The organism is Streptomyces tatrensis, from assembly GCF_049310065.1.
Classification (GTDB): Bacteria; Actinomycetota; Actinomycetes; order Streptomycetales; family Streptomycetaceae; genus Streptomyces.
Map to the genome: position 1 here is coordinate 3,383,927 of NZ_JBMDLB010000011.1, position 24,531 is coordinate 3,408,457.

Here is a 24,531-nt window from a genome sequence, read left to right on the forward strand (position 1 = left end):
CCGGCTATCCGTCTCGTGACGAAGAGACGGTGACGCTTTTGCGTCAGGGGGTGGTGAGGCCGAGGAGGGAGCGGACGTATGCGTACTTTCCGGACAGCCTGTCGCGGGTGGGAGCGTCGAGGACCGCGAGGCGGGCGGGGTCCGCGTTGTGGGCCAGGTCGGCTTCCTTGACCAGGAGGGCGCCGGGGGTGGCGAGGATGCGGGCCGTGTACGCCTCGACCGGTTCGCCGGGGCGTTTGGTGACGGCCAGGACCATGTCCTTGACGGGCTGCGGCAGTTCGGCCGATTCCAGCCAGGCCGGGGTGAGGGCTTCGTCCTCGATCGCGTCGTGGAGCCAGGCCGCCGCCTGCTGTTCGGCGGTGCCGCCGCGGGCGCGGACGCCCTCGGCCACGGCGGCGAGGTGTTCCGCGTACGGCCGGCCGGCCTTGTCGGTCTGGCCCTCGTGCGCGGTGCGGGCGAGTGCCTCGACCTCGATGAGGGTGAGTGGGCTGTGCGTCATCCGAGCTCCTTCGCCGCCGTGTGGAGGGCCTGCGCGATCCGGCGTACGTCTGCTTGTGTGGTGCGCCAGTTGGAGAACGCCGCGCGCAGGGCGGGGGTTCCCGCGTAGGTCGTGGGGGTGACGAACACCTCGGGGCCCGCCGCTTCGCGCAGGGCCGTCAGGCGGGCCGGGGTGGGGGCGCTGGAGAGGGTGAAGCAGACGACGTTCAGGCGGACCGGGGCCAGGACCGTGAAGTACGGGTCCCGGGTGAGGGTTTCGCCGAGGGAGACGGCGCAGGCGATGTCCCGTTCCACGATCTCGCGGTGTCCCTCGCGGCCGTAGGCGCGCAGCGTGAACCAGGCGGCGAGGGCGCGCAGCCGGTGGGAGTTCTCCGGGGTGAGGTGCACCAGGTCGGGGTCCTCGGAGAGGGGGCCGAGGTAGGTGGCGGCGTTCTGGAAGACGCGGGCCTGCAGGTCGCGGCGGCGGGTGAACTGGACGGCGCTGTCGTAGGGGACGTTGAGCCATTTGTGCAGGTCGACGCAGATGGAGTCGGAGGCGTCGAGGCCGGCGGTGAGGTGGGCGTGGTCCGGGGAGAGGGCGGCGAACGCGCCGAAGGCGGCGTCCGTGTGCAGCCAGAAGTCGTGGCGTTCGCGGAGCGCGGCGATGGCGCGGAGGTCGTCGAAGTCCACGGTGTTGACGGTGCCGGCGTTGGCGACGACCACGGCGGGCTGGCCGGGCGCGTCGGCGAGGGCGCGGTCCAGCGCGGCCGGGTCGACGGCCTCGCGGCCGGGCAGGGTCGGTACGGGGATCAGGGCGGCGCGGCCGAGTCCGAGGACGGAGAGGGCCTTGGCGATGGAGGAGTGCGGGGCGCCGGAGAGGACGCGGACCGGGCCGAGCGCGGCCGCGCCGTCCTCGGCCGGGGAGACGCCGAGGCGTTCGCCGAGCCACTCGCGGGCGATGGCCAGGCCGGTGGTGTTGGACATGGTGGCGCCGCTGACGAAGGTGCCGGTGTGGGCGGCGGAGAGGTGGAAGAGCTCGCGGAGCCAGGTGACGGTTTCGCGTTCGAGGTCCTGGCCCCCGCCGTCCAGGGCGGAGTTGGAGTTCTGGTCGTGGGCCGCGGTGAGCCAGTCGCCCGCGAGGGCGGCGGGGGTGGCGCCGCCGGTGACGAAGCCGAGGTAGCGGGGGCCGGCGGAGGCCGACAGGCGCGGCGCCCAGCGCTCCTCGAAGGCCGCGAGGGCGGCCTCGGTCCCCGTGCCATGTTCGGGGAGCGGCGGGGTCGGCTCCGCCGCCGGGTGGGGCGGTCGTACCGGTACGACCGGACGCGCGTCGAGTGCTGCGAGGGTCGCGGCGGCGGCGTCGCGGGTGGCGTCGAGGAGCTCGGGGAGGCGGGCCAGGTCGGCGGCGAGGGTGCGGTCCATGGGTGCACGGTAGGGGCCGCCGGGCCCTGGCGGACCGGCCAATCGGGAGGGAGTGGCCCGCCCGCCGGGGCCCGGGGTGAGGGGGGCGCTGCCGTGCCGCTGCCGTGCCGCTGCGCGGGCAGGCGGGCGGGCGGGCGGGCGGGCCGTACGGTGCCGCTGCGCGGGCAGGCCGACCGTACGGTGCCGCTGCCGGGACAGGACGGACCACTGCCCGGGGCCGGTTGGGGACACGGTGACGCCTCGTGGGTCTGAACGGGTACGCGGCGTCGGTGCGCGTGGGGCGGGTGGCCCTGCGGGGCTCGTCCCCTACCCGCCCTTCCGCCGTTCCCCGGGCTCCGCCCGGACCCGCGCCTCAAACGCCGGCGAGGCTGGATTTGGCCGGCGTCAGCCTTTGCGTGCGGGCTGCTGAAGCGGGAGGCGGATTCTGCGCGTGCCGGTCGGCGTGTGGCGCGTCAGGTTCGGGCGGGGTGTAGGGCTCGGCGGGCCGGGAGGGTTGTGGCGGCCAGGGTCAGGGTGATGGCGGCTGCTGCGAAGGAGGCGTAGACGAGGGGCGGGATGTACGGGGGCGAGCCCGTCACCGCCTTTGTCAGGGGGGTCAGGGTGGCCAGGGCTATCGCCGAGCCGAGGGCGATGCCCGCGCCGCTGACCAGGAGGGCTTCCCAGCAGAGCATCCGCAGGATCTGGCGGCGGGTGGAGCCGATCAGGCGGAGGAGGTGCAGTTCGCGGCGGCGGTCCAGGACGGTCATGACCAGGGTGTTGGCGGCGGCGACGGCCGCGAAGCCGCCGAGGACGGCCGCCATGGTGGTGTTGGCCCAGGCGTTGAGCTGCCGGTCCGCGCTCTGCTCGGAGGTCCAGGCGGCGGGCGACAGCACGGGGCCGAGGCCTTCGGGGGCCGGGCCGCGGAACAGGAGTTCCGTGGGGCGGCCGTCCGTGGTGTGGCCGGCCAGGTCGGCGGCGGGGAGGGTGACCTCGCCGAGGCCGAGGCCGCGGGTGTAGACGGCCACGATCTCGGGGGCGGCACGGGTTCCGTCGGGCAGGCGCAGGTCGATGCGGTCGCCGGTCCCGGTGTGGGTTGCCTCGGCCAGGGTGCGGTCGATGGCGACCGTGCCGGGGGCGAGGCGGGAGAGGTCACCCGTACGGACTCCCAGGTCCTGGACCTTGGTGACGTCCCCGGTGACGCCCTGCGCGGAGGCGGTGTGGAAGGTCCGGTCGCCGCCGGAGCCGACGACGGTGAGGACGGAGGTACGGGTGAGGGCGACGGCCCCGGCCGCGACGGCCCGGTCGACGGCCGCCCGGTCGACGGCCGACCCGTGGATGGCCGGCCCGTCGACAGCCGGGCGGTCCGGGCCGCCCTGCGGGTCGGACCCGCCGAGGGGCACGACGTGGTCGGCCAGCAGTCCCGCCTCCTGCTGCTGCCGGACGGCCCGGTCCTCGCTGGTGTGGAGGAAGACCAGGGTGGAGGAGAAGGCCATGGCGAGCACGATCGGGGTGATGGCGGAGGCGAGACGGCGGGCGTGCGTACGGGAGTTGGCGGCGGCCAGCTCGCCGGGCGCGCCGGCCGCGCGCAGCGGGAGGCCGACGAGGGCGGCGCAGGCGCGGGCGATCAGCGGGCCGAGCAGGGCGACGGCGAGCATGAAGAGCATGACGACGCCGAGTGCGGCGTTGGCGGCGTCCGGGCCGCTGCTGCCGGCGGCCAGGGTCGCGCAGGCCGTGCCGCCGGCCAGGGCGGCGAGGCCGAGCGGGGTACGGATCCACCCGGGTCGCAGCCGTTCCACGGCGGCCGCGGCGAGGGCCTGGCCGGGGCGGATGCGGGCGGGTCGGCGGGATGCGGCCCAGCCGGCGATCAGGGCGGCTGCCAGTGCCAGGCCGACAGCGCTGACCAGGGGGATCCAGGAGACGACGAGGTCGATTTCGGCGGGGACGGCGCCCTTCGCCTTGAGCTGTCCGAACCACCAGGCCGCGAGCGCGATGCCGGGTACGCAGCCCAGCGCGCCCGCGACCGGAGCCACGAGCAGGGCTTCGGTGGCGACCGTGCGGCGGATCTGGCGCGGGGTGGCTCCGACGGCGCGCAGCAGGGCGAACTCGCGGGAGCGCTGCCCGAGGGAGAGGGCGACGGTGCCCGCGGCGGTGAAGACGGCGACGAGCGTCGCGATCCCGCCGAAGGAACCACCGAGGCCGGTCAGCACTTCCCGGGCCCCCGCGAGCCGCCCGTCGAGGGCGCGGGCGTCTCCGGTCAGTACCTGGGCGCGGCCGTCGACGGCGGCCCGGGCCCGCGCCGCGTCGGCCCCGAACAGCACGATGGCGTCGAGTGCGTCGGGGTGTCCCGACAGGCTGCGGGCCTCGGCGTCGGCGAACCAGGCCCCGGGCCGGTCGGCGCGCCCGACGACGCGGAACTCCCGGAGTCCGGCGGGGGTGTCGAGCCGGACCCGGTCCGGGCCGTCGGCCCCGCCCAGGACGACTTCGCCCGGGGCGGCCGGGGCGCGGCCCGCGCGGAGCTCCGCAGGGCTGAAGGCGGTGGAGCCCCAGCCGGAGGCGTCGAGCGTGCGGCCCGCTCCGTCCCGTACGGGGAACACCACGTCGGGCACCGCCCGCCCCAGCGGAGCCAGCCGCTGCAGCAGGGCGGCGTCCACCCGCGCCCGGTCCGGGAGCGGGGCTGCGACCTCGTAGGCGCCGTCGCCGCGGCCCATCCGCAGGCGGGCCTGCTGATCGGCGGCGACGACGACGGGGGCTCCGGCGTACCGCGTCGGCGGGGTGCTCGCGCGGGCACCGGTCTCCAGCAGGATCCCGCAGGCGGAGACGATGGCTACGGCCAGGAACAGGGCGACGAAGGTGCCGGCGAAGGCGGCGGGCCGGAACCGGAGCACGGCGCGGGCCAGGCCGTTGGAACGGGGGCGGAGCTTCGGCATCAGGCGGCTGCTCCCGCGAATCGGGGCGCGGCGGGCGCGGCGGGCGCGGCGGGCGCGGGCGCGGTCAGGGCCGTCATGCGGGCGGCGATCGTGGCGGCGGAACCGCGCGGGAGGCGGTCGGCGATGAGGCCGTCGGCGAGGAAGAGCACTTGGTCGGCGTGGGCGGCGGCAGCCGGGTCGTGGGTGACCATCACGACGGTGGCGCCGAGGGTGTCCACGGCGTCGCGGAGCAGGCCGAGCACCTCGGTGGCGGTGGTGGTGTCGAGGGCGCCGGTGGGCTCGTCGGCGAAGACCACGTCGGGCCGGGTGACCAGGGCGCGGGCGATGGCCACGCGCTGCTGCTGGCCGCCGGAGAGTTCGGCGGGGCGGCGGCGGCCCTTGCCCTCCAGGCCTACGCGGGCGAGCAGGTCGGCTGCGCGGGCCTGGCCCTGGGCCGCGGTGCGGCTGCGGCTGCGGCCGATGCCCATGCCGGTGCCGCCGGCCAGGCGCATGGGGAGCAGGACGTTCTGCTCGACGGTGAGGGAGGGGAGGAGGTTGAAGGCCTGGAAGACGAAGCCGAGGCGGCTGCGGCGGAGTTCGGTGAGCTCGTTCTCGTTCATGCCGGTGATCTCGGTGCCGCCCAGTCGGACGGAGCCCTCGGTGGGGAGGTCCAGGCCGGCGGCGCACTGGAGGAAGGTGGACTTTCCGGAGCCGGAGGGGCCCATCACTGCCGTGAAGCTGCCACGGGGGAGGCTCAGGTCGATGCCGCGCAGGGCGTGTACGGCGGTGGCGCCGCGGCCGTACTGGCGGCGGACCGAGCGGAGCTCGACCGCGGGGGCGGCCTCGTGGGCCGCCTCTGACTGGCCCGGCTGGCCCCGGTGGCCCGGCTGACCCGCGTGCCCCGGTTGACCCCAGTGCCCCGGCTGACCCGGCTGGCCCGGCTCGCCCGCGTGGGCCGGCTGACCCAGCTGGCCCGTGTGCCCCGGCTGCCCGGCCTGCTGCGTCTGCTGCGTCTGCTGCGTCTGCTGCTCGGCCTGCCGCTTGCTGCGCCGGAGCCCCATGGTGTGCCGCCTTCCGTGCCGGTCGACCACCCGGTGGTGATCGTGTCTCCGACGCTACGGAGGGAGCGGTGGTCGGGACCATGACGGGAGCTGGCGGACGGGTGGTGGGGGTAACCCGACCACCGGCCGGGGCGGGCGGGTACCAGCGCGGGCGCCGGGCGGGCCGACTCAGGCACTGGCGGGGGCCGACACGGGTATCGGGTAAGTACCAACGCAGGCACCGGCGGGTGCCGACGCAGGCACCAGCGGGTACCGAGGCGGGCATCGGGTGGGGCCCGCGCGGGCACCGGGCAGGGGCGACGCGGGCACCGGGCAGGGCCGGCCCTAGCGCCGGGCAGCTGCCGACACGGGTATCGGGCAGGTACCGACCCTGGCAGCGGGCGGATGCCGCCTCGGGCACCCGGCAGGTACCGAGGCGGGCATCGGGTGGGGCCCGCGCGGGCACCGGGCAGGGGCGACGCGGGCACCGGGCAGGGCCGGCCCTAGCGCCGGGCAGCTGCCGACACGGGTATCGGGCAGGTACCGACCCTGGCAGCGGGCGGATGCCGCCTCGGGCACCCGGCAGGTACCGAGGCGGGCATCGGGTGGGGCCCGCGCGGGCACCGGGCAGGGGCTGGCCACAGCTTGGGGCGGGGCTGCGGGGCCCTGCGGGGGGCTGTCCCCTACCCGCCCTTCCACCGTTCCCCGGGCTGCGCCCGGACCCCCTGGGGCTCCGCCCCAGACCCCGCGCCTCAAACGCCGGCGAGGCTGGAAATGGCGGATGCCGGCCCTGCAGCATCCGAGGCGCGGGGGCCGCGGGCTGCGCCCGGCAACGGCACCGCACGTGGCATCGGGTCCGGGGGCCGCATCGCGCCCGGGAGGCGGCCCCGGGTCCGCGGGGACGCACCAGTCCGGGGGAAGCCGCACCGGACCCACAGGGACTCACCCGACTCCGGGAAAGGCCGCACCGGATCCACGGGGACTCCCCCGAGTCCGGGAAAGGCCCCACCAGATCCACAGGGACGCACCCGGGTCCGGGAGAAGCCGCACCGGATCCACAGGGACGCACCCGGGTCCGGGAGAAGCCGCACCGGATCCGCAGGGACTCACCCGGGTGCGGGAGGGGCCGCGGCGGGTCCGGGGTGCAGCCCCGGGGAACGGGCGAAGGGCGGGTAGGGGACCTCGCCCCGCAGGGCACGACCACCCGCACCCGCCCACCGGCCCCGCCCCGGGGCGGCAGTGGCGGCGGCACCGACCAGCCACCGCCGGACGGAGTCCGGCGCAGCGCGGCGAAGCCGGTAAGGCCCGCCAGGGCCGCACCGCGCGAGCGGCGCGTCAAGAAGGTGCCCGGCGCAGCGCGGCGAAGCCGGTAAGGCCCGCCAGGGCCGCACCGCGCGAGCGGCGCGTCGAAAAGGTGCCCGGCGCAGCGCGGCGAAGCCGGTAAGGCCCGCCAGGGCCGCACCGCGCGAGCGGCGCGTCAAAGAGGTGCCCGGCACAGCGGTGCGAAGCCGGTAAGGCCCCCAAAGGGCCGCACCGCGCGAGCCGCGCGTCAAACAAGAAGGTGCCCGGCGCAGCGGTGCGAAGCCTGGGAGGCCCGTCAGGGCCGAGTGGTGCGGGTACCGCGTTAAAAGGAATGGCGGCGGATCAGGAGGAGGGCCCTGTCGTCGTTGACGTCCTTGGCCACCTTTTCGATGAGGTGCCAGGTCGCGCCCTCCCAGCCGGCGGCGACGTAGCGGTCGGCCTCGCCGGTGAGGCGGTCGATGCCCTCGCTGATGTCGCGGTCGGCCGTTTCGACCAGGCCGTCGGTGAAGAGCATCAGGACGTCGCCGGGGCGGAGGTTGCCGCGGGCGGGGGTGAACTCGGCGCCGTCGTAGACGCCGAGGAGCGGGCCCTCGCCGGTCATCTCCTGCCAGCGGCCGGTGCCCGCGGAGAGCTGGAGGGCGGGCAGGTGGCCGGCGGAGAGGAGTTCGTAGTCGCCGGTCTCCAGGTCCAGGACGAGGTGGATGGAGGTGGCGAAGCCCTCGTCCCAGTCCTGGCGGAGGAGGTAGCCGTTGGCGGCGGGCAGGAAGCCGTGTGGGGGGAGCGCTCCGAGGAGGCCGCCGAAGGCGCCCGAGAGGAGGAGGGCGCGGGAGCCCGCTTCCATGCCCTTGCCGGAGACGTCGGTGAGGACGATCTCCAGGGTGCGGCCGCCGTTCGTGCGGGCGGCGACGACGAAGTCGCCGGAGAAGGACTGGCCGCCGGCCGGGCGCAGGGCCATCTCCCGGTGCCAGCCGCGCGGCAGCGGGGGCAGCTTGCTCTGGACCCGGATGCGTTCGCGCAGGTCGAAGAGCATGGTGCCGCCGCGTCGCCAGGGCACGCCGACACGGCTGCGGAACTGGGCGATGACCAGGCCGAAGAAGCCGCAGGCCGCGACGACCAGGACGGTGCCGGGGGTGACCCGGGCCGGGCCCTGGGTGTACGGGCCGAGGACGAGGGCCTCGACGATGAGCGCGGCCGCGGAGGCCCCGTACAGGGCGAGCAGGCTGGCGGGGCGGAGGAGGAGGCCTCCGGCCACGATCGGCAGGACGAGGGCAGCGGGCGAGAACCACACGGGCAGCATCAGCGTGCCGCAGGCGATGGCCGGGATGGTCAGGAGCAGGCCGCCGAAGGCCAGCCAGTCGGAGGCGTCGCCGCGGAAGTAGTCGACGGCGGATTTGCGCAGCGCTGTGCGCGCCCGGTGCCACGTCATGCGGGACCGGGCCAGGAGGGACTCCACGTGTGCTCCGGCCATTGCTTCGGGACCCTATCCATCCTGGCTGTGCGCGCGCAGGGGGTACCCCCTGAGATGGGCCCATCGGCAACCGAAAAGAGATCGCCCCGGGGCGGATTGCCCTGATAGGGATGGCCGTATGCCTCTTGAGACGCGCGTATTGCAGGCCGATGAGTGGGATGTCTGGTACGACCAGCTGGAACTGGCTTTCGGCGGAGTGCCCGAATCCCCGGAGGAGCGGGAGCTCTACCGGTCGCTGACGGAGACGGAGCGGTCCCTCGGCGTCTGGGACGGCGGGACCTGCGTGGGCACGGCGGGGGCGTTCTCCTTCCGGCTTTCGGTGCCGGGCGGTGCGCTCGTCCCCGCCGCCGGGGTCACGATGGTGGGCGTCTCCCCCACGCACCGCAGGCGGGGTGTGCTGAGCTCGCTGATGCGGCGCCAGTTGGACGAGGTCCGGGCGGGTGGTGAACCGATCGCCGTGCTGACGGCCTCGGATCCGGCGATCTACGGGCGCTTCGGCTACGGCACCGCCGCGTACTCGATGTCCGTGGAGATCGACAAGACCCGCGTACGGCTCTCCGTGCCGCCGGGGACCGACGGCGTACGGCTGCGGCTGGTCGATCCGCGCAAGGCACTGGCCGACTGCGAGCGGGTCTACGCGGCGCTGGTCGCGGGCCGTCCCGGGATGCCGGCCCGGCAGCCGGGCTGGGAGCTGCAGGCGCTGCTCGACCCGGAGGCGACGAGGAACGGCGCCTCTCCCCTGAAGTGCGTGGTCGCCGAGCGGGCGGACGGCGAGGTGGTCGGGTACGCCCGGTACCGGGTCAAGCCCGAGTGGGACCTGACGGGCTCGGACGGCCGGGTGGACGTGGCGGACCTCGACGCGCTCGATCCGGCGGCGTACGCGGCGCTGTGGCGCTACGTGTGCTCCATCGACCTGACCTGGACCGTACGGGCCGTCAAGCGGCCGGCGGACGATGCGCTGCTGCACCTGGTCACCGATGTGCGCCGGACACAGGTGCGGCTGCGCGACTCCCTGCACGTACGGCTCGTGGACCTGCCGGCGGCGCTGGCCGCGCGGGCGTACGGGGCTCCGCTGGACGTGGTGCTGGAGGTCGAGGACGCGTTCTGCCCGTGGAACGCGGGGCGCTGGCGGCTCGCCGTCGGCGCGGACGGGGCCGCGGTCTGTACCCGTACGGAGGACCCGGCCGACCTGGAGCTGACGGTGCGGGAGCTCGGCGCCGCATACCTGGGCGGGGTCGCCCTGAACACGCTGGCCGCGGCCGGCCTGGTGCGCGAACTCCGCGCGGGATCCCTGGCCCGCGCCTCCCGCCGAGACGTGGCCCCTTGGCTGCCGCACGGGTTCTAGCCGGGGCCGGCCGGGTTCCGGGAGGGACCGCCTAGCGGGCCTGGCAGCCCGGGCACCAGAAGAGGTTGCGGGCGGCGAGACCGGCGGTGCGGATCTCGCCCCCGCAGATGTGGCAGGGCATGTCGGCCCTGCGATAGACGTACACCTCGCCGCCGTGGTCGTCCACCCTCGGCGGGCGGCCCATGGCCTCGGGCAGGTGCTCGTCGCGGACGGTGTCGATGCGGTTGTTGCGCACGCCCTCGCGCATGAGCAGGACGAGGTCGGCCCAGATCGCGTCCCACTCGCGGCGGGTCAGGTCCTTGCCGAGCCGGTAGGGGTCGATGCCGTGCCGGAAGAGGACCTCGGCGCGGTAGACGTTGCCCACGCCCGAGACGATCTTCTGGTCCATGAGCAGGGCGGCCACGGTGGTGCGGGAGCGGGAGATGCGGGCCCAGGCGCGGTCCGGGTCGTCGCCCGCCCGCAGCGGATCGGGGCCGAGGCGGTCGTGTATCGCCTTCTTCTCGCCCTCGTCGATGAGCGCGCACGCGGTGGGGCCGCGCAGGTCGGCGTAGTGGTCCTCGTTGAGCAGCCGGAGCCGGACCGTTTCGGTGGCCGGCGGGGCCGGGGCGGGGCCGAAGCCGAGCTTCCCGAAGAGGCCGAGGTGGATGTGGATCCAGGCGTCGCCGAGTTCGAGAAACAGGTGCTTGCCGTGCGCCTCGGCGGATTCCAGCTCGCGGCCGTCGAGCAGGGCCGCGCTCTCGGCGAAGCGGCCCTGCGGACTGCTCACCCGGACCGGCCGGGCGGCGAAGCGCTCGGTGTGGTCCTCGGCGAGGCGGTGGATCGTATGCCCCTCGGGCACGGCGGTACTCCTCGCGAACGAACGACCGGGACAGGAAAACCAGGACAGGGAAACCAGGACAGGAAAACCGGAACAGGAAGAACCGGGACATGAAAAACCGGCCGTGCCACCCCGGGGGCGGCACGGCCGGACGCGGGATCAGCCCTGCGGGTGGTGGGCCGGGATCGGGGGGAGCTCGCCGGTGGCCTCGTAGGCGGAGAGCATGTCGATCCGGCGGGTGTGGCGCTCCTCGTCGGAGTACGGGGTCTTCAGGAACGCGTCGATGAAGCTGACGACCTCGTCCTGGGTGTGCATCCGGCCGCCGACGGAGATGACGTTGGCGTTGTTGTGCTCACGGCCGAGCTCGGCGGTCTGGACGCTCCACGCGAGGATGGCGCGGATGCCCTTGACCTTGTTCGCGGCGATCTGCTCGCCGTTGCCGGAGCCGCCGATGACGATGCCGAGGCTGTCGGCGTCCGCGGCGGTCTTCTCCGCGGCGCGCAGGCAGAACGGCGGGTAGTCGTCCACCGCGTCATAGATGTGGGGCCCGCAGTCGACGGGCTCGTGGCCGTTGTTCTTGAGCCAGTCCACCAGGTGGTTCTTGAGCTCAAAGCCGGCATGGTCGGATCCGAGGTACACGCGCATGGTCCGAGTGTGGCACGAGCCGGGCCGGGGGCCCGCCGCGGGGTGTCGCGTAAGTCACTTCTAAAGCTCAAGTAAACCCAAAGAACGCAGATGGGACACCGCGGGACCAAGGTCCTGGACGTTCGCCCCGAAGCAACGATCCGGATTGGGGTCTTCCGCCCTGCGTTCATCTCAGGTTTGAATGCCGGGGCTCGCCACCCGAGAACCTAAGGATCCGTTCATGAGCTCCACGACGACCCTTCAGAAGGAAGGCTCCCCCACCGGCGATCCCGGTGAAGGCAAGCCCTCCGACGGCCTGAAGGCCGGTCTCAAGAACCGCCACCTGTCCATGATCGCCATCGGCGGCGTCATCGGCGCCGGGCTCTTCGTCGGCTCCGGCGGCGGTATCGCCAAGACCGGTCCCGCCATCCTGCTGTCCTACGCGCTGGTCGGCGCGATGGTCGTCTTCGTGATGCGGATGCTGGGCGAGATGGCCGCCGCCAGCCCGAACTCCGGCTCCTTCTCCGCGTACGCCGACCGGGCGCTCGGCCGCTGGGCCGGTTTCTCCATCGGCTGGCTGTACTGGTTCTTCTGGGTCGTCGTCCTGGCCGTGGAGGCCACCGCCGGCGCCGTCATCCTCGAAAGCTGGGTCCCGGCCGTCCCGCAGTGGGCCTGGGCGCTGATCGTGATGGCCGTGCTGACGGTCACCAACCTCGGCTCGGTCGCCTCGTACGGCGAGTTCGAGTTCTGGTTCGCCGGCATCAAGGTGGTCGCCATCGGCGGCTTCGTGATCATCGGCATGCTGGCCGTCTTCGGCGTGCTGCCTGGCTCGGACAACCCGGGCGCGGGCTTCGCCCACCTCACCGACACGGGCGGCTTCATGCCGAACGGCTGGGGCTCGGTCCTCACCGGTGTGCTGATGGTCGTCTTCTCCTTCATGGGCAGCGAGATCGTCACGCTGGCCGCCGGCGAGTCCGAGGACCCGCGGCGCGCGGTCACCAAGGCCACCAACTCGGTGATCTGGCGCATCGGCGTCTTCTACTTGGGCTCGATCTTCATCGTGCTGACGCTGCTGCCGTGGAACGACGAGTCGATCGTCGACAAGGGCTCGTACGTCGCCGCCCTGGACTCGATCGGCATCGCGCACGCCGGCCAGATCATGAACGTGATCGTCCTGACGGCCGTGCTGTCCTGCCTGAACTCGGGCCTCTACACCGCCTCCCGCATGGCCTTCTCGCTGGGCGAGCGCGGTGACGCCCCGAAGGCCTTCGCCAAGGTGAACAAGCGGGGCGTGCCGGTGGCCGCCATCCTGGGCTCGGTCGTCTTCGGCTTCGTCGCCGTCTACTTCAACTACGCCTTCAAGGACACGGTCTTCAGCTTCCTGCTGAACGCCTCGGGTGCGATCGCGCTGTTCGTGTGGCTGGTCATCTGCCTGACCCAGCTGCGGATGCGCGGGATCCTCATGCGCGAGGCCCCGGAGAAGGTGACGGTGAAGATGTGGTTCTTCCCGTACCTGACCTGGGCCACCGCCGCGATGATCACCTTCGTCCTCGGCTACATGGTCTACGACAAGGACAACCGCGAGACCGTCCTGCTGTCGCTGCTGGTCGCGGCCGTGGTGATCGCCGTCGGCGTGGTGCGGGACCTGCGCCGCAAGGCCGCTCTGAAGGCCTCCGCGTAGTCGCTCCGCGAACGACGGCAGCCCCGGACCGCACTGCGCGGTCCGGGGCTGCCGTGTGAAGCGGGTGGAGCCTGTGGAGTACGGGCGCTCACGCGCGGCCGAGGAGCTTCCAGGCGGCCGGCAGCAGGCCCATCGCCAGCGCCGCCTTGAGCGCGTCGCCGATCAGGAAGGGCGTCAGCCCTGCCGCGACGGCCGCGCCGAAGGACATCCCGGTGGACAGCGCGAGGTAGGGGACGCCGACGGCGTAGATGACCGCGGAGCCCAGCACCATCGTGCCCGCCGTACGCGGCACCGAGCGGTCGGCGCCGCGGCGCGCGAGGGCGCCGACGACGGTGGCGGCGAGCAGCATGCCGAGCACGTAGCCGAAGGAGGCGCCGCCCGCGCCGGAGCTGCCGCCCGCGAACCACGGCACGCCTGCCATGCCGACGACCGCGTAGAGGGCCAGCGCGAGGAAGCCGCGGCGGGCCCCGAAGGCGGTCCCGACCAGGAGGGCCGCGAAGGTCTGGCCGGTGACGGGGACCGGGGAGCCGGGGACGGGCACGGCGATCTGCGCGGCCAGGCCGGTGAGCGCGGCTCCGCCGGCCACGAGCGCGATGTCGCGGACGCGGCTCGCGGGCAGCAGGTCGGCGAGGACGGCGCCGGGGCGGAAGGAGACGGAAGCAGTGCTCATCGGGGACTCCGCGGGAGGTGGGGTCGACAGGGACGATCACCGACGTTAGTCCCGGGTCCGGGGTCGCATCAGGGCTGCCCGGGACAAAGCCGTACTCCCCGGTTTGGTGGGGAGTGCACAAAGACCCTGCCCCACGCCCGTGTTGCAGTGATCCGCGTCACGGGCGACGACCGACAGCACGTCCGTTTTGCACGGATGGGCGCTCTCCGGAGAGACTGTAGGGTCCCTCCAACTGTCGCGGAGCCCCCACCGCCGCCAGGCCTTAGAGAGTACGAGCACCCCTCATGCGCGACCTCCCGTCCGCCCCTCCCGGCACCACGGACGAACTCCCACCGGAGCCCCTGAGCCACAGCCTCAAGCAGCGCCACCTGACCATGCTGGGCCTCGGCGGCGTGATCGGCGCCGGGCTGTTCGTCGGCTCCGGCGCCGGCATCACCATCGCCGGTCCCGCGATCATCTGCTCGTACCTGCTCGCGGGCATCCTCGCGATGCTGGTGATGCGGGCGCTCGGCGAGATGTCGGCGGCGATGCCCGCCTCCGGCTCCTTCTCCGTCTACGCGGAGAAGGCGCTCGGCCGCTGGGCGGGCTTCTCGGCCGGCTGGCTGTACTGGTTCCTGCTGGTCGTGGTGCTGGCGGTGGAGGCCACCGCCGCGGCGAAGATCGCGAACGGCTGGCTGCCCTCGGTGGACCAGTGGGTCTGGGTGCTCGTCTTCATGGTGGTCTTCACCGTCTGCAACCTGGCCGCCGTGCGGAACTTCGGCGAGTTCGAGTTCTGGTTCGCGGCCCTCAAGGTCGGCGCGATCGTGCTGTTCCTGATCCTCGGCACGCTGGCCGTCTTCGGCCTGCTGCCCCCGGCGTCCCATTACTCTGGCGACCCGGTCGGCATGGCCAACCTGACCGGCCAGGGCGGCTTCTTCCCCAACGGCGCGAGCGGCGTGGTGGCCGGCATGCTGGCCGTCGTCTTCGCCTTCGGCGGCCTGGAGGTCGTCACGATCGCGGCCGCCGAGTCGGACGACCCGGCCCGCTCGGTGTCCCGCGCGGTGCGCAGCGCCGTGTGGCGCATCCTCTTCTTCTACGTCGGCTCGATGCTGGTCATCGTGACCCTGCTGCCGTGGGACTCGCTGACGCCGGGCCAGAGCCCGTACGTGGCCGTCCTCGACTCGATCGGCATCGCGCACGCCGGCCAGATCATGGACGTCGTTATCTTCGTGGCCCTGCTGTCGGCGCTCAACGCGAACCTGTACGGGTCCTCGCGCATGGTGTTCTCGCTCGCGGAGCGGGGCGAGGCGCCGAGGTCCCTGCTGAAGGTGTCGGGAAGCGGGGTGCCGCGCCGGGCCGTCTTCGCGTCGGTGGCCTTCGGCTTCTTCTCGGTCGTGCTGAACCTGCTGTGGCCGGACACGATCTTCCTCTACATGCTCAACGCGGTCGGCGCGGTACTGATCTTCGTGTGGGCCCTGATCGCGGTCTCGCAGCTGAAGCTGCGCGCGAAGATCGAGCGGGACATGCCGGAGCGGCTGACGCTGCCGATGTGGCTGTTTCCGTACGCGACGTGGGCGGCCCTGATCGGGATGGCCACGGTGCTGGTCCTGATGCTGTTCGACGATTCGGCGCGGCCTCAGCTGCTGTGGTCCACGGGGGCCGCGGCCGCGGTGCTGGTGGTGGCGTGGATCCGGGAGGCCCGGTCGGGCCGGGAGGGTCGCGAGACCCGGGCCAAGAGGCCCTGACCTTCCGCGGGGTGACGGAACGGGCCCGGGACTTCGGTCCCGGGCCCCTTCTGCCGTGCGGGCGGACGATCACGTCGGGTGAAACGGGTGTCCGTATGATGGACATAAGACGTCCGATTATCGGACGATCGGCAAACTGGCCCCCATGAGCCAGAGCACCATCACACCCCCTGAGCAGCAGATCCCGGCACGGCCCGAAGCGGGATCGCCCCTCGGCAACGGACTCAAGCAGCGCCACCTCTCGATGATCGCCCTCGGCGGGGTCATCGGCGCGGGCCTCTTCGTCGGCTCCGGCGCCGGCATCGCGGCCGCCGGTCCCTCGATCGTGCTCGCGTACGCCGCTTCCGGGCTGCTCGTGATGTTCGTGATGCGGATGCTCGGCGAGATGTCCGCCGCGAACCCCGCCTCCGGCTCCTTCTCGGTGCACGCGGAGAGGGCCATCGGCCCCTGGGCCGGTTTCACCGCCGGCTGGATGTTCTGGACCCTGCTGTGCGTGGGCGTGGCCATCGAGGCCATCGGTGCGGCGCACATCATGACGGGCTGGTTCCCGGGCACCCCCTCGTGGATGTGGGTCCTGGTCTTCATGGCGATGTTCTGCGGCTCCAACCTGGCCGCCGTCTCCAACTTCGGCGAGTTCGAGTTCTGGTTCGCCGCCCTGAAGATCGGCGCGATCGGCCTCTTCCTGGGCCTGGGCGTGCTGGCCGTCCTGGGCGTACTGCCCGGCACCGGCTCCCCCGGCACCGCCAAACTGCTGCACGACGGCGGCTTCCTTCCCAACGGCGTGGACGGACTGCTGGTCGGCCTGCTCGCCTCCGTGGTCGCGTACGGCGGTCTGGAGACGGTGACCATCGCGGCCGCCGAGTCCGACAACCCGGTCCGGGGCGTCGCCAAGGCCGTGAAGACCACCATGTGGCGGATCGCCATCGTCTACGTCGGCTCGATGCTGGTCATCGTCACGCTGCTGCCGTGGAACGACCCGGCGGTCACCACCGCGGGCCCGTACGCGGCCACCCTGGACCACCTGGGCATCCCGCACGCCGGCCAGGTCATGAACGTGGTCATCCTGATCGCCCTGCTGTCCGCGATGAACGCGAACATCTACGGCTCCTCCCGCATGGCCTACTCCCTGGTCTCCCGCGGCCAGGGCCCCAAGGCGCTGGGCAAGGTCTCCGGCCGGGTGCCGCGCCGGGCGGTGCTGGCCTCCTCCGGCTTCGGCTTCGTCACCGTGCTGCTGTCGTACTGGTACCCGGACACCCTCTTCGCCTGGCTGCTGAACATGGTCGGCGGAGTCATCCTCGTCGTCTGGGGCTTCATCGCCGTCTCGCAGTTCGTGCTGCGGCGCCGCATGGAGCGCGAGGCCCCCGAGAAGCTGACCGTGAAGATGTGGGGCTTCCCCTATCTGACCTGGGTCGCGCTGGCCGGGCTCGCCGGGGTCCTGGTCCTGATGGCCATGGGCGACGACACCCGGATCCAGCTCGCCTTCACCGGCGGCCTGACCGTGGCCCTGGCCGTCACCGGCTACGTCATCCAGCGCCGGGCGGCGGCCAGGGCCTGACCGGCCCGCCCGCCCCGAGGACCACAGGCGCGTCCCGTGCGAAGGCACGGGGCGCGCCTTCGCCGTACCCGGACCCCTTGCCCCCGTCCATGATCAGGTGCTGCTACCGTGCAATTGCGCATTGATTGCAATAAGCAGTTGGCACGCCGAGGGGACCGGACACACGCATGGCCATTTACACGCTTCCTGAGCTTCCTTACGACTACGCGGCTCTCGAGCCGGTGATCAACCCGCAGATCATCGAGCTGCACCACGACAAGCACCACGCGGCCTACGTCACGGGCGCCAACAACACGCTGGAGCAGCTGGCGGAGGCGCGCGACAAGGAGAACTGGGGCGCGCTGAACGGCCTGGAGAAGAACCTGGCCTTCCACCTCTCCGGCCACATCCTGCACAGCATCTACTGGCACAACATGGCCAGCCCGAAGACCGGCGAGGGCGGCGGCGAGCCCACCGCCGCCGACGGCCTGGGCGAGCTGGCCGACGCGATCGCCGAATCCTTCGGCTCCTTCGCGAAGTTCAAGAAGCAGCTGACCTTCGCGTCCTCCGCGACCCAGGGCTCCGGCTGGGGCGTGCTCGCGTACGAGCCCGTCAGCGGCCGCCTGATCGTCGAGCAGATCTACGACCACCAGGGCAATGTCGGCATCGCCAGTACCCCGGTCCTCGTGTTCGACGCCTGGGAGCACGCCTTCTACCTTCAGTACAAGAACCAGAAGGTGGACTTCATCGAGGCGATGTGGAACGTCGTCAACTGGCGCGACGTGGCCCGGCGCTACGCCGACGCCAAGGCGAACACCCCGCTGCTGATCCCCGTCAAGGGCTGACCGGCGCCACCCAGCCCGCCCGCCTCGTGATCGTCTTCTCAACCTTCGCTTGCGGGCGTGTCCACCAGTAGACCCCCGTGAGGACGTGACTCGCGGGGGTCTTCTGCGTCCACCAGACGGTCGGCCTCGCCGACCAGCCGTGAAGTCGCCGGCCAGGCCCGGCTCGTGGAGCCGGGCCTTGCGCGCGAATGGGGACCGAACTCGGACTCCCCGTAATGGAGGTTCCAGCGTTGTGCACCTGGAAGCGTCGATCTCCTCTGCCCCGCTTGTGGAGCAGACTCCCAGTCGGGCCGATGTGCAGCTCGCTGGGTGGTTGACGCTTCACAGCCTGCCCAACGGCTAAGGCTCCACGCCCTGCAACCGCCGATCCGGCGGCCGTACTGCTGGGTGGTATCAGCTTGGTTGTCGCCGATGCCGGATCTGAGCGTAGCGCAAACCGCCCCTGCGCGGCTCGGGTTCGAGAATGCCTTACCCCCCGCCTGAAGGGCGGCATCACCGGCAGCCGCGCCACCCACCCGGCCTCACGGACAGCTGGGGATGCGCCGCAGCCCCAGGGCCGTCCACAGCGGGGGCACCACCACGCAAGCTGCCCGCAGCACCCGGTCTCGGGGGCGTGCGGGCAGGCCTGCGTGCGCGGCATTGTCGTTCGGTATCGCGGGCTCCGCCCGGCCGCCGCTGCGGCCGAGCGGTTCCTCGCGTGTCGGACTGATCCCCATAGAGGGACGTTAAGGAAGGAACCGGACCCCTGCTAGTCGGACCGGTCGGGCTAGTCGAAGATCGGGCCCTGCGTGCGGGTGCGCTTGATCTCGTAGAAGCCCGGGGTGGAGGCGACGAGCAGGGTGCCGTCCCAGAGGCGGGCCGCGGCCTCGCCGCGCGGGGCGGGGGTGACGACCGGACCGAAGAAGGCGACCTCTTCGCCGCCGGCGCCGGGCACGGAGATGACCGGGGTGCCGACCTCCTGGCCGACCCGGTTTATACCGTCGTTGTGCGAGTCGCGCAGGACCTCGTCGTACTCGTCGGAGTCCGCGTAGTGGATCAGCTCGGCGGGCAGGCCCACCTCGTTCAGCGCGTCGGCGATCGCCTCGCGCGTCGGGCCCTGGCCCTCGTTGTGGAAGCGGGTGCCGAGGGCGGTGTAGAGCTTGCCGGTGACCTCGTCGCCGAACTTCTGCTGGGCGGCGACGACCACGCGCACGGGGGCCCAGCCCTTGGGGCCGAGCAGTTCGCGGTAGATCTCGGGCAGTTCGTCGAGCTTGTTCTCGTTGAGGACCGCGAGGCTCATCACGTGCCAGCGGACCTCCACGTCACGGACCTTCTCGACTTCCAGCATCCAGCGGGACGTCATCCAGGCCCAGGGGCAGAGCGGATCGAACCAGAAGTCGACGGGGGTCTTCTCGCGCACCTGGGTGTCAGCCATGTCTCTCCTCTTATTCGGAACGTTCCTGCCTGCCCAACCGCTCCGACCGCACGCGCATTCCCCCGTGGGAGGATTCGGTCAGGTATCGCGATCACGCACGAAGGAGTGCACGTGCCCGGAGAGAATCTGTCCCGTGACGAGGCCCGCGAGCGGGCCGAGCTGCTGTCCGTCGACGGGTACGAGGTGGTCCTCGACTTGAGGTCCGCGGTGGACGAGGCCGAACCGGCCGAGGGCCCCAGGACGTTCCGCTCGGTGACCACCGTCCGCTTCCGCGCCGCCGCTCCGGGAGCTTCGAGCTTCGCGGACCTCATCGCGCCCAAGGTGAACGGCGTGACCCTCAACGGGCGCGCGCTGGACCCGGCCGCCGTCTTCGACGGCGCGCGGATCGCCCTGGACGACCTGGCCTCCGAGAACGTGCTCGTGGTCGACGCCGACTGCGCGTACAGCCGGACCGGCGAGGGCATGCACCGCTTCGTGGACCCGGAGGACGGCGAGGTCTACCTCTACACCCAGTACGAGCCGGCCGACGCCCGGCGGGTGTACGCGAACTTCGAGCAGCCCGACCTCAAGGCCCCGTACCGCTTCGAGGTGACCGCGCCCGAGGGCTGGCACGTCTGGAGCAACGGGGTCGAGGAGTCCCGCGAGGGGCAGACCCGGCGCTTCGCCGAGACCGCGCCGATCTCCACGTACATCACCTGCGTGGTGGCGGGGCCGTACCACTACGTCACGGACTCCTACACGCGCGGGGACCTGACGATCCCGCTCGGCGCGATCTGCCGCAAGGGGCTGGCGAAGCACTTCGACGCGGACGACGTGTTCCTCGTCACGAAGCAGGGCTTCGACCTCTTCCACGAGATCTTCGACTACCCGTACCCCTTCGGGAAGTACGACCAGGCCTTCGTGCCGGAGTACAACCTGGGCGCCATGGAGAACCCGGGGATGGTGACCTTCCGGGAGGAGTACATCTTCCGCGGGAAGGTCACGCAGGCCTCGTACGAGCGGCGCTCGAACACGATCCTGCACGAGATGGCCCACATGTGGTTCGGCGACCTGGTCACCATGAAGTGGTGGGACGACCTGTGGCTGAAGGAGTCCTTCGCGGACTTCATGGGCTCCTTCGCGCTGGTCGAGGCCACCCGCTTCGACCAGGCATGGGTCACCTTCGCCAACAGCCGCAAGGCGTGGGCCTACCGGGCCGACCAGCTGCCGTCCACGCACCCCATCACGGCCGACATCCGTGACCTGGAGGACGCGAAGCTGAACTTCGACGGCATCACCTACGCCAAGGGCGCGGCGGTGCTCAAGCAGCTCGTGGCGTACGTGGGACGGGACGCCTTCCTGGAGGGCGCGCGGCGCTACTTCAAGGCGAACGCCTACGGGAACACCACCCTGGACGACCTGCTGTCGGTGCTCGCCGAGGTCTCCGGGCGGGACATGGCCGAGTGGTCGCGGGCCTGGCTCCAGACGGCCGGCGTGAACGCGCTGACCCCGGTGGTGACCTGCGACGCGGGCGGCCGGGTGACCGAGCTGGCGGTGGTCCAGGACGGCGACGAGCTGCGCCCGCACCGGGTCGCGGTGGGCCTGTACCGGCTGGACCCGGACGGCGCGCTGGTGCGCTACGCGCGGGCCGAGGCGGACGTCGCGGGGGCCCGGACGGTCATCGGCGAGCTGGCGGGGCAGGACAAGCCCGCCCTGGTGCTCGTCAACGACGAGGACCTGACGTACTGCAAGATCCGCTTCGACGAGGCCTCGCTGGCCGCGCTGCGCTCGCACCTGGGCTCGGTGGCGGACCCGCTGAGCCGCGCGCTGTGCTGGTCGGCGCTGTGGAACCTGACGCGCGACGGATTGATGCCGGCGCGGGACTTCGTCTCGCTCGTCGTCGCCCACGCGGGCCGGGAGACCGACGTCGGCGTGCTCCAGATGCTGCACGTGCAGGTGCAGACCGCGGTCACCCGCTACGCGGCGCCCGACTGGCGGGAGCAGGGCGGCAAGGTGCTGGCGGCGTGCGCGCTGCAGGAACTGCGGTTCGCGGAGCCGGGGTCGGAGCACCAGCTCACCTGGGCCCGCTTCTTCGCGGCGTGCGCGGCCACCGAGGGCGACTTCCAGCTGCTGCTGGGGCTGCTGGAGGGATCGGCGCGGATCGACGGGCTGGAGGTGGACCAGGAGCTGCGCTGGGACTTCCTGCTGCCGCTGGCCGCCCACGGGGCGATCGGCGAGGAGCTCCTCGCGTCGGAACTGACGCGGGACGACACTGCTTCGGGCAAGCGGCACCAGGTGCGGTGCCTGGCGGCGCGGCCGTCGGCGGCGGTCAAGGACCAGGCGTGGGCCGCGGTGGTGGAGTCGGACGCGCTGTCGAACGCGCTGGTCGAGGCGACGATCGCGGGGATGCAGCAGTCTTCGCAGCGGGGGCTGTTGGCGCCCTACGCGGAGCCCTACTTCGCCGTGATCGAGCGGATCTGGGCCGACCGGTCGATCCAGATCGGCATGGACGTGGTGAGGGGGCTGTACCCGTCGCTGCAGGACTCCCAGGAGACCCTGTCCGCGACTGACGCGTGGCTTTCGGCGCATGCGGATGCGGCTCCAGCGCTGCGACGCCTGGTGCTGGAGTCCCGTGACGACCTGGCGCGGGCGCTGCGGGCGCAGGCCTGCGACGTGGCGGCGGGTTAGCCCTGCGGGGCTGTCCCCTACCCGCCCTTCCCCCGTTCCCTGGGCTCTGCCCAGACCCGCGCCTCAAACGCCGGCGAGGCTGATTGTTCGCCCGGCCGGCGTTCAGGTGCGGGCCGACGCCGGCAAAAGGATTCAGCCCCGCCGGCGTTTGAGGCGCGGGGTCTGGGGCGGAGTCCCAGGTGGAGGGGGATTCGCTGCGCAGCTCATCGGCAGTCGAACGCCCGTACTTTAGCCCCGCCTTGTCCCGATTTGCCGACGAATGTGTAACAGGGGTTAGCGAGGCCATGGCCTGAGGGAATCTCAGCGTCATGAACCACAACGCACCCCTCCCCCTCGCCCACCTCACCGACAACCGCCCCCGCGTGCTGTCGCTGGCCCAGCTCCGGGAGCACGGGGTCACCGCCTCCGACGCCGCCGAGCGGTCCTGGCAGCAGATCCTGCCGGGGGTGTTCCTGCTGCACGCAGGTACCGCGACCAGCGAGGAGCGGCTGCACGCGGCGCTGCTCTACGCGGGGCGCCGCGGGGACGAGGTCATGATCACCGGGCTGGCCGCCCTCGCCCTGTACCGGTTCTCCTCCGCCCCCGCCCTGCTCGGCCTCCCCCAGATCGACGTGCTCGTCCCGAACACCCGCCGGCTGCGCTCCGCCGGACAGGTCCGCATCGTCCGGACGCACACCCCGCCCCGGCCGGTGGAGGTCACCGGGCTGCCCGTCGCCCCCGTGGCCCGCGCCGTCGCCGACGCCGTCGCCCACCTCTCCGACGCCGGTACGGTCCGCCGCCTGCTCAGCGAAGCCGTCCGCGGCGGGCACTGCGAACCGGCCGCCGTGGTGCGGGAGCTGACGGTGGCCCGGCTGCTGAACCGCCCGCACGTGGTGGACGCCGTCGAGTCGCTGCTCGCCGAGGGCCGGGCCATCGCCGAGGACCGCCTGTACCAGCTCGTACGGGGCTACGAGCTCCCCGAGCCGGTCTGGAACGTGGACCTGCGGCTCCCCGGCGGCCCGCACCTCGGCGGGGTCGACGCCTACTGGCCGGAGCAGGCGGTGGCCGTGGAGATCGACACCCGGGCCCCGCGCCAGGGCGAGGACGAGGCCTGGTCGGAGTCCGTCCGCAAGCGGGAGACCCTGGAGCGGTGCGGAATCACCGTCCTGCACATCACCCCGCGCAAGCTCCGCGACTGGCCCGAGCAGCAGGCGGCGGTCGTACGGACCGCCCTGACGGCGTCCGCCGACCGCGAGCCCGCCGCCTACCTCGTGGTCCTGCCCAGGTGAGCGCCCTACGGCGGCGGATTCGCCGGCGAGTACTCCGGCGCGCTCCACACCAGCCGCCCCGGGTGCACGCTCTCCACCACCGACTCGACCCGGAAGCGGACCCGCCGCTCCCCGCCCGCCCCGAACTCGGGCTCCGCCCGCCCGCTGAGCTGGAGCAGCGCGCCGCTCTCCCAGTCGGGGAACAGCAGCCCGGCCCGCGGGTCCGCCAGCAGGTTCCCCAGCGTCAGGAACATCGCGTTGCCCGCGTAGTCCGGCCAGGCCAGTTCGGTCGGGGACAGCACCTCGACGAAGCCCGGCATTCCGCCCCGGTGGCTCGCGTCGGCCCCGTCCGCCCCCGCGGAGGTGGCGACGAAGAAGGTGTCGGCGGCGCGGACGGCCCGTTCCTGGTCGGGGGTGAGCGCGTCCCCGCGCCGCACGACACCGGCTCCTTCGGCGACGAGCTGGACAGGCTGCCGCTTCTGGAGGTACTTGGGGCAGTTGGCGAAGACCCGTTCGGCCGCCAGGGCGAATCCGCCCGCGGTCACCTCCAGGGTTCCGCCCAGCCGCATCCGGCGCCGGGTGCGCGGGTCGAGGGAGATGGTCCCGACCCGGGTGCCGGCGGTGGCCAGCGCCTCGGCGAGCGGATCGCCCTCGGGGATTCCCCCCTTGACCGCGATCCGGTCCGGCCCGGTGGCCCGTACGAAGCCGGGGGCGCCGGTCAGCAGTGAGGCCCAGAGCAGACCTCCGGAATCGGCCGCGCCGACGACCAGGTGCGGCTGCAGCCCCAGGAAGGCCGCCGCCACGGTCTTGATGTGCGGGCTGATGGACTGGCCGACGTGCACGGCGTGCTCCCTGACGCCGACCCTTTCCTGGATGGCCAGCGAGCCCCAGTGGTACCCGGACATTAGAAGAACCCGCAGGTCGGGGCCCCTGTGGTGGGAGCCTCGGCGCCTTCGGCGCCGCTCGGCACGGAGATCTCCAGACGGGTCCCGTCGGGGTCGTGGAAGAAGATCCCGCCCGAGGCCGCCCCCTCGCCGTGGGGGACGACCCCTTCGTAGGCGAAGTCGACGCCCAGGCCGCGCAGCCGCTCCTCGTACTCCCTGACCTCCTCGATGGCGTCCGCGGAGAGCGCGAGGTGGTGCAGTCCGGCCGCGCCGGGTGCGTAGGCCCCGCCGGCCTGCTGCCACAAGGTCAGCACGAGCTCGCCGTCCTGGCCGAGGAAGGCGAAGCGCCGGTCCTCCTCCTTGCCCTCGCCGAGCAGCTCGAAGCCGAGGCCGTCGCGGTAGAAGGCGAGCGACCGGTCGAGATCGGTGACGTTCAGGCCCACGTGGCCGGTGCGCAGCTTGCTGATGACGGTCGTCACAACGGTTCC

Annotated in this window: 19 protein-coding genes; 7 read left to right on the forward strand and 12 right to left on the reverse strand. The window is 72.7% G+C overall.

What is annotated here, in order from left to right; genetic code table 11:
* Positions 1 to 43 precede the first annotated feature (43 nt).
* The 5 genes from ACODT5_RS31160 to ACODT5_RS31180 all read right to left on the reverse strand — a co-directional run bounded on the left by ACODT5_RS31160 (position 44) and on the right by ACODT5_RS31180 (position 8,591).
* The gene (locus ACODT5_RS31160; protein WP_422522466.1) at positions 44 to 499 is read right to left on the reverse strand and encodes an HD domain-containing protein; all 456 of its coding nucleotides are present in this window, start codon (positions 497 to 499) and stop codon (positions 44 to 46) included.
* Entirely contained in the window at positions 496 to 1,896 is a 1,401-nt protein-coding gene (locus ACODT5_RS31165; protein ID WP_422522467.1) for a pyridoxal phosphate-dependent decarboxylase family protein, read from the reverse strand. The genes ACODT5_RS31160 and ACODT5_RS31165 overlap by 4 nt, the downstream gene beginning before the upstream one ends.
* A 452-nt stretch (positions 1,897 to 2,348) precedes the next feature.
* Positions 2,349 to 4,802 carry an FtsX-like permease family protein gene (locus tag ACODT5_RS31170; protein WP_422522468.1) on the reverse strand — a complete coding sequence of 818 codons (2,454 nt, stop codon included), beginning with the start codon at positions 4,800 to 4,802 and terminating at the stop codon, positions 2,349 to 2,351.
* On the reverse strand, positions 4,802 to 5,842 hold the full coding sequence (locus ACODT5_RS31175; protein WP_422522469.1) for an ATP-binding cassette domain-containing protein: 1,041 nt from the start codon (positions 5,840 to 5,842) through the stop codon (positions 4,802 to 4,804). Before ACODT5_RS31175 ends, ACODT5_RS31170 begins: the two co-directional genes overlap by 1 nt.
* A gap of 1,603 nt (positions 5,843 to 7,445) precedes the next feature.
* The gene (locus ACODT5_RS31180) at positions 7,446 to 8,591 is read right to left on the reverse strand and encodes a SpoIIE family protein phosphatase (protein ID WP_422522470.1); all 1,146 of its coding nucleotides are present in this window, start codon (positions 8,589 to 8,591) and stop codon (positions 7,446 to 7,448) included.
* A 118-nt stretch (positions 8,592 to 8,709) separates the two neighbouring features.
* Between ACODT5_RS31180 and ACODT5_RS31185 the strand changes: the two genes are divergently transcribed.
* On the forward strand, positions 8,710 to 9,936 hold the full coding sequence (locus tag ACODT5_RS31185) for a GNAT family N-acetyltransferase (RefSeq protein ID WP_422522471.1): 1,227 nt from the start codon (positions 8,710 to 8,712) through the stop codon (positions 9,934 to 9,936).
* A gap of 31 nt (positions 9,937 to 9,967) precedes the next feature.
* Here ACODT5_RS31185 and ACODT5_RS31190 read toward each other — a convergent pair whose 3' ends face one another.
* Positions 9,968 to 10,774: an Fpg/Nei family DNA glycosylase gene (locus tag ACODT5_RS31190; protein WP_422522472.1), complete on the reverse strand. Its 807-nt coding sequence runs from the start codon at positions 10,772 to 10,774 to the stop codon at positions 9,968 to 9,970.
* 138 nt (positions 10,775 to 10,912) lie between these two features.
* Entirely contained in the window at positions 10,913 to 11,398 is a 486-nt protein-coding gene (locus tag ACODT5_RS31195) for a ribose-5-phosphate isomerase (protein ID WP_385368828.1), read from the reverse strand.
* Positions 11,399 to 11,618: 220 nt separating this feature from the next.
* Between ACODT5_RS31195 and ACODT5_RS31200 the strand changes: the two genes are divergently transcribed.
* Positions 11,619 to 13,058, forward strand: coding sequence for an amino acid permease (locus tag ACODT5_RS31200; RefSeq protein ID WP_422522473.1), 1,440 nt, complete (start codon positions 11,619 to 11,621; stop codon positions 13,056 to 13,058).
* Positions 13,059 to 13,146: 88 nt separating this feature from the next.
* Here the strand turns inward: ACODT5_RS31200 and ACODT5_RS31205 are convergent, their stop codons facing one another.
* Positions 13,147 to 13,728, reverse strand: a complete 582-nt coding sequence (locus ACODT5_RS31205) for a biotin transporter BioY (protein ID WP_422522474.1) — start codon at positions 13,726 to 13,728, stop codon at positions 13,147 to 13,149.
* 284 nt (positions 13,729 to 14,012) lie between these two features.
* On the opposite strand from ACODT5_RS31205, the gene ACODT5_RS31210 reads away from it, so the two are divergent.
* The 3 genes from ACODT5_RS31210 (at position 14,013) to ACODT5_RS31220 (ending at position 17,831) form a co-directional block, all read left to right on the forward strand.
* Positions 14,013 to 15,452, forward strand: a complete 1,440-nt coding sequence (locus ACODT5_RS31210; RefSeq protein ID WP_422522475.1) for an amino acid permease — start codon at positions 14,013 to 14,015, stop codon at positions 15,450 to 15,452.
* Positions 15,453 to 15,597: 145 nt separating this feature from the next.
* Positions 15,598 to 17,007 carry an amino acid permease gene (locus tag ACODT5_RS31215; RefSeq protein WP_422522476.1) on the forward strand — a complete coding sequence of 470 codons (1,410 nt, stop codon included), beginning with the start codon at positions 15,598 to 15,600 and terminating at the stop codon, positions 17,005 to 17,007.
* A 167-nt stretch (positions 17,008 to 17,174) separates the two neighbouring features.
* Positions 17,175 to 17,831 carry a superoxide dismutase gene (locus tag ACODT5_RS31220; protein ID WP_422522477.1) on the forward strand — a complete coding sequence of 219 codons (657 nt, stop codon included), beginning with the start codon at positions 17,175 to 17,177 and terminating at the stop codon, positions 17,829 to 17,831.
* 521 nt (positions 17,832 to 18,352) lie between these two features.
* On the opposite strand, the gene ACODT5_RS31225 is transcribed toward ACODT5_RS31220, so the two are convergent.
* On the reverse strand, positions 18,353 to 18,547 hold the full coding sequence (locus tag ACODT5_RS31225; RefSeq protein WP_422522478.1) for a hypothetical protein: 195 nt from the start codon (positions 18,545 to 18,547) through the stop codon (positions 18,353 to 18,355).
* 50 nt (positions 18,548 to 18,597) lie between these two features.
* A complete protein-coding gene (locus tag ACODT5_RS31230) occupies positions 18,598 to 19,245 on the reverse strand; it encodes a mycothiol-dependent nitroreductase Rv2466c family protein (protein ID WP_422522479.1) in 648 nt (215 codons plus the stop codon).
* 111 nt (positions 19,246 to 19,356) lie between these two features.
* Between ACODT5_RS31230 and pepN the strand changes: the two genes are divergently transcribed.
* Together pepN and ACODT5_RS31240 are read left to right on the forward strand one after the other, a co-directional pair.
* Positions 19,357 to 21,912 carry an aminopeptidase N gene (gene pepN, locus ACODT5_RS31235; protein ID WP_422522480.1) on the forward strand — a complete coding sequence of 852 codons (2,556 nt, stop codon included), beginning with the start codon at positions 19,357 to 19,359 and terminating at the stop codon, positions 21,910 to 21,912.
* A 308-nt stretch (positions 21,913 to 22,220) separates the two neighbouring features.
* On the forward strand, positions 22,221 to 23,180 hold the full coding sequence (locus ACODT5_RS31240) for a hypothetical protein (RefSeq protein ID WP_422522481.1): 960 nt from the start codon (positions 22,221 to 22,223) through the stop codon (positions 23,178 to 23,180).
* Positions 23,181 to 23,185: 5 nt separating this feature from the next.
* Here the strand turns inward: ACODT5_RS31240 and ACODT5_RS31245 are convergent, their stop codons facing one another.
* Together ACODT5_RS31245 and ACODT5_RS31250 are read right to left on the reverse strand one after the other, a co-directional pair.
* On the reverse strand, positions 23,186 to 24,064 hold the full coding sequence (locus tag ACODT5_RS31245) for a pyridoxamine 5'-phosphate oxidase family protein (RefSeq protein ID WP_422522482.1): 879 nt from the start codon (positions 24,062 to 24,064) through the stop codon (positions 23,186 to 23,188).
* Complete coding sequence (locus ACODT5_RS31250; RefSeq protein ID WP_422522483.1) at positions 24,064 to 24,522, reverse strand: VOC family protein; 459 nt, start codon at positions 24,520 to 24,522, stop codon at positions 24,064 to 24,066. The genes ACODT5_RS31245 and ACODT5_RS31250 overlap by 1 nt, the downstream gene beginning before the upstream one ends.
* Positions 24,523 to 24,531 lie beyond the last annotated feature (9 nt).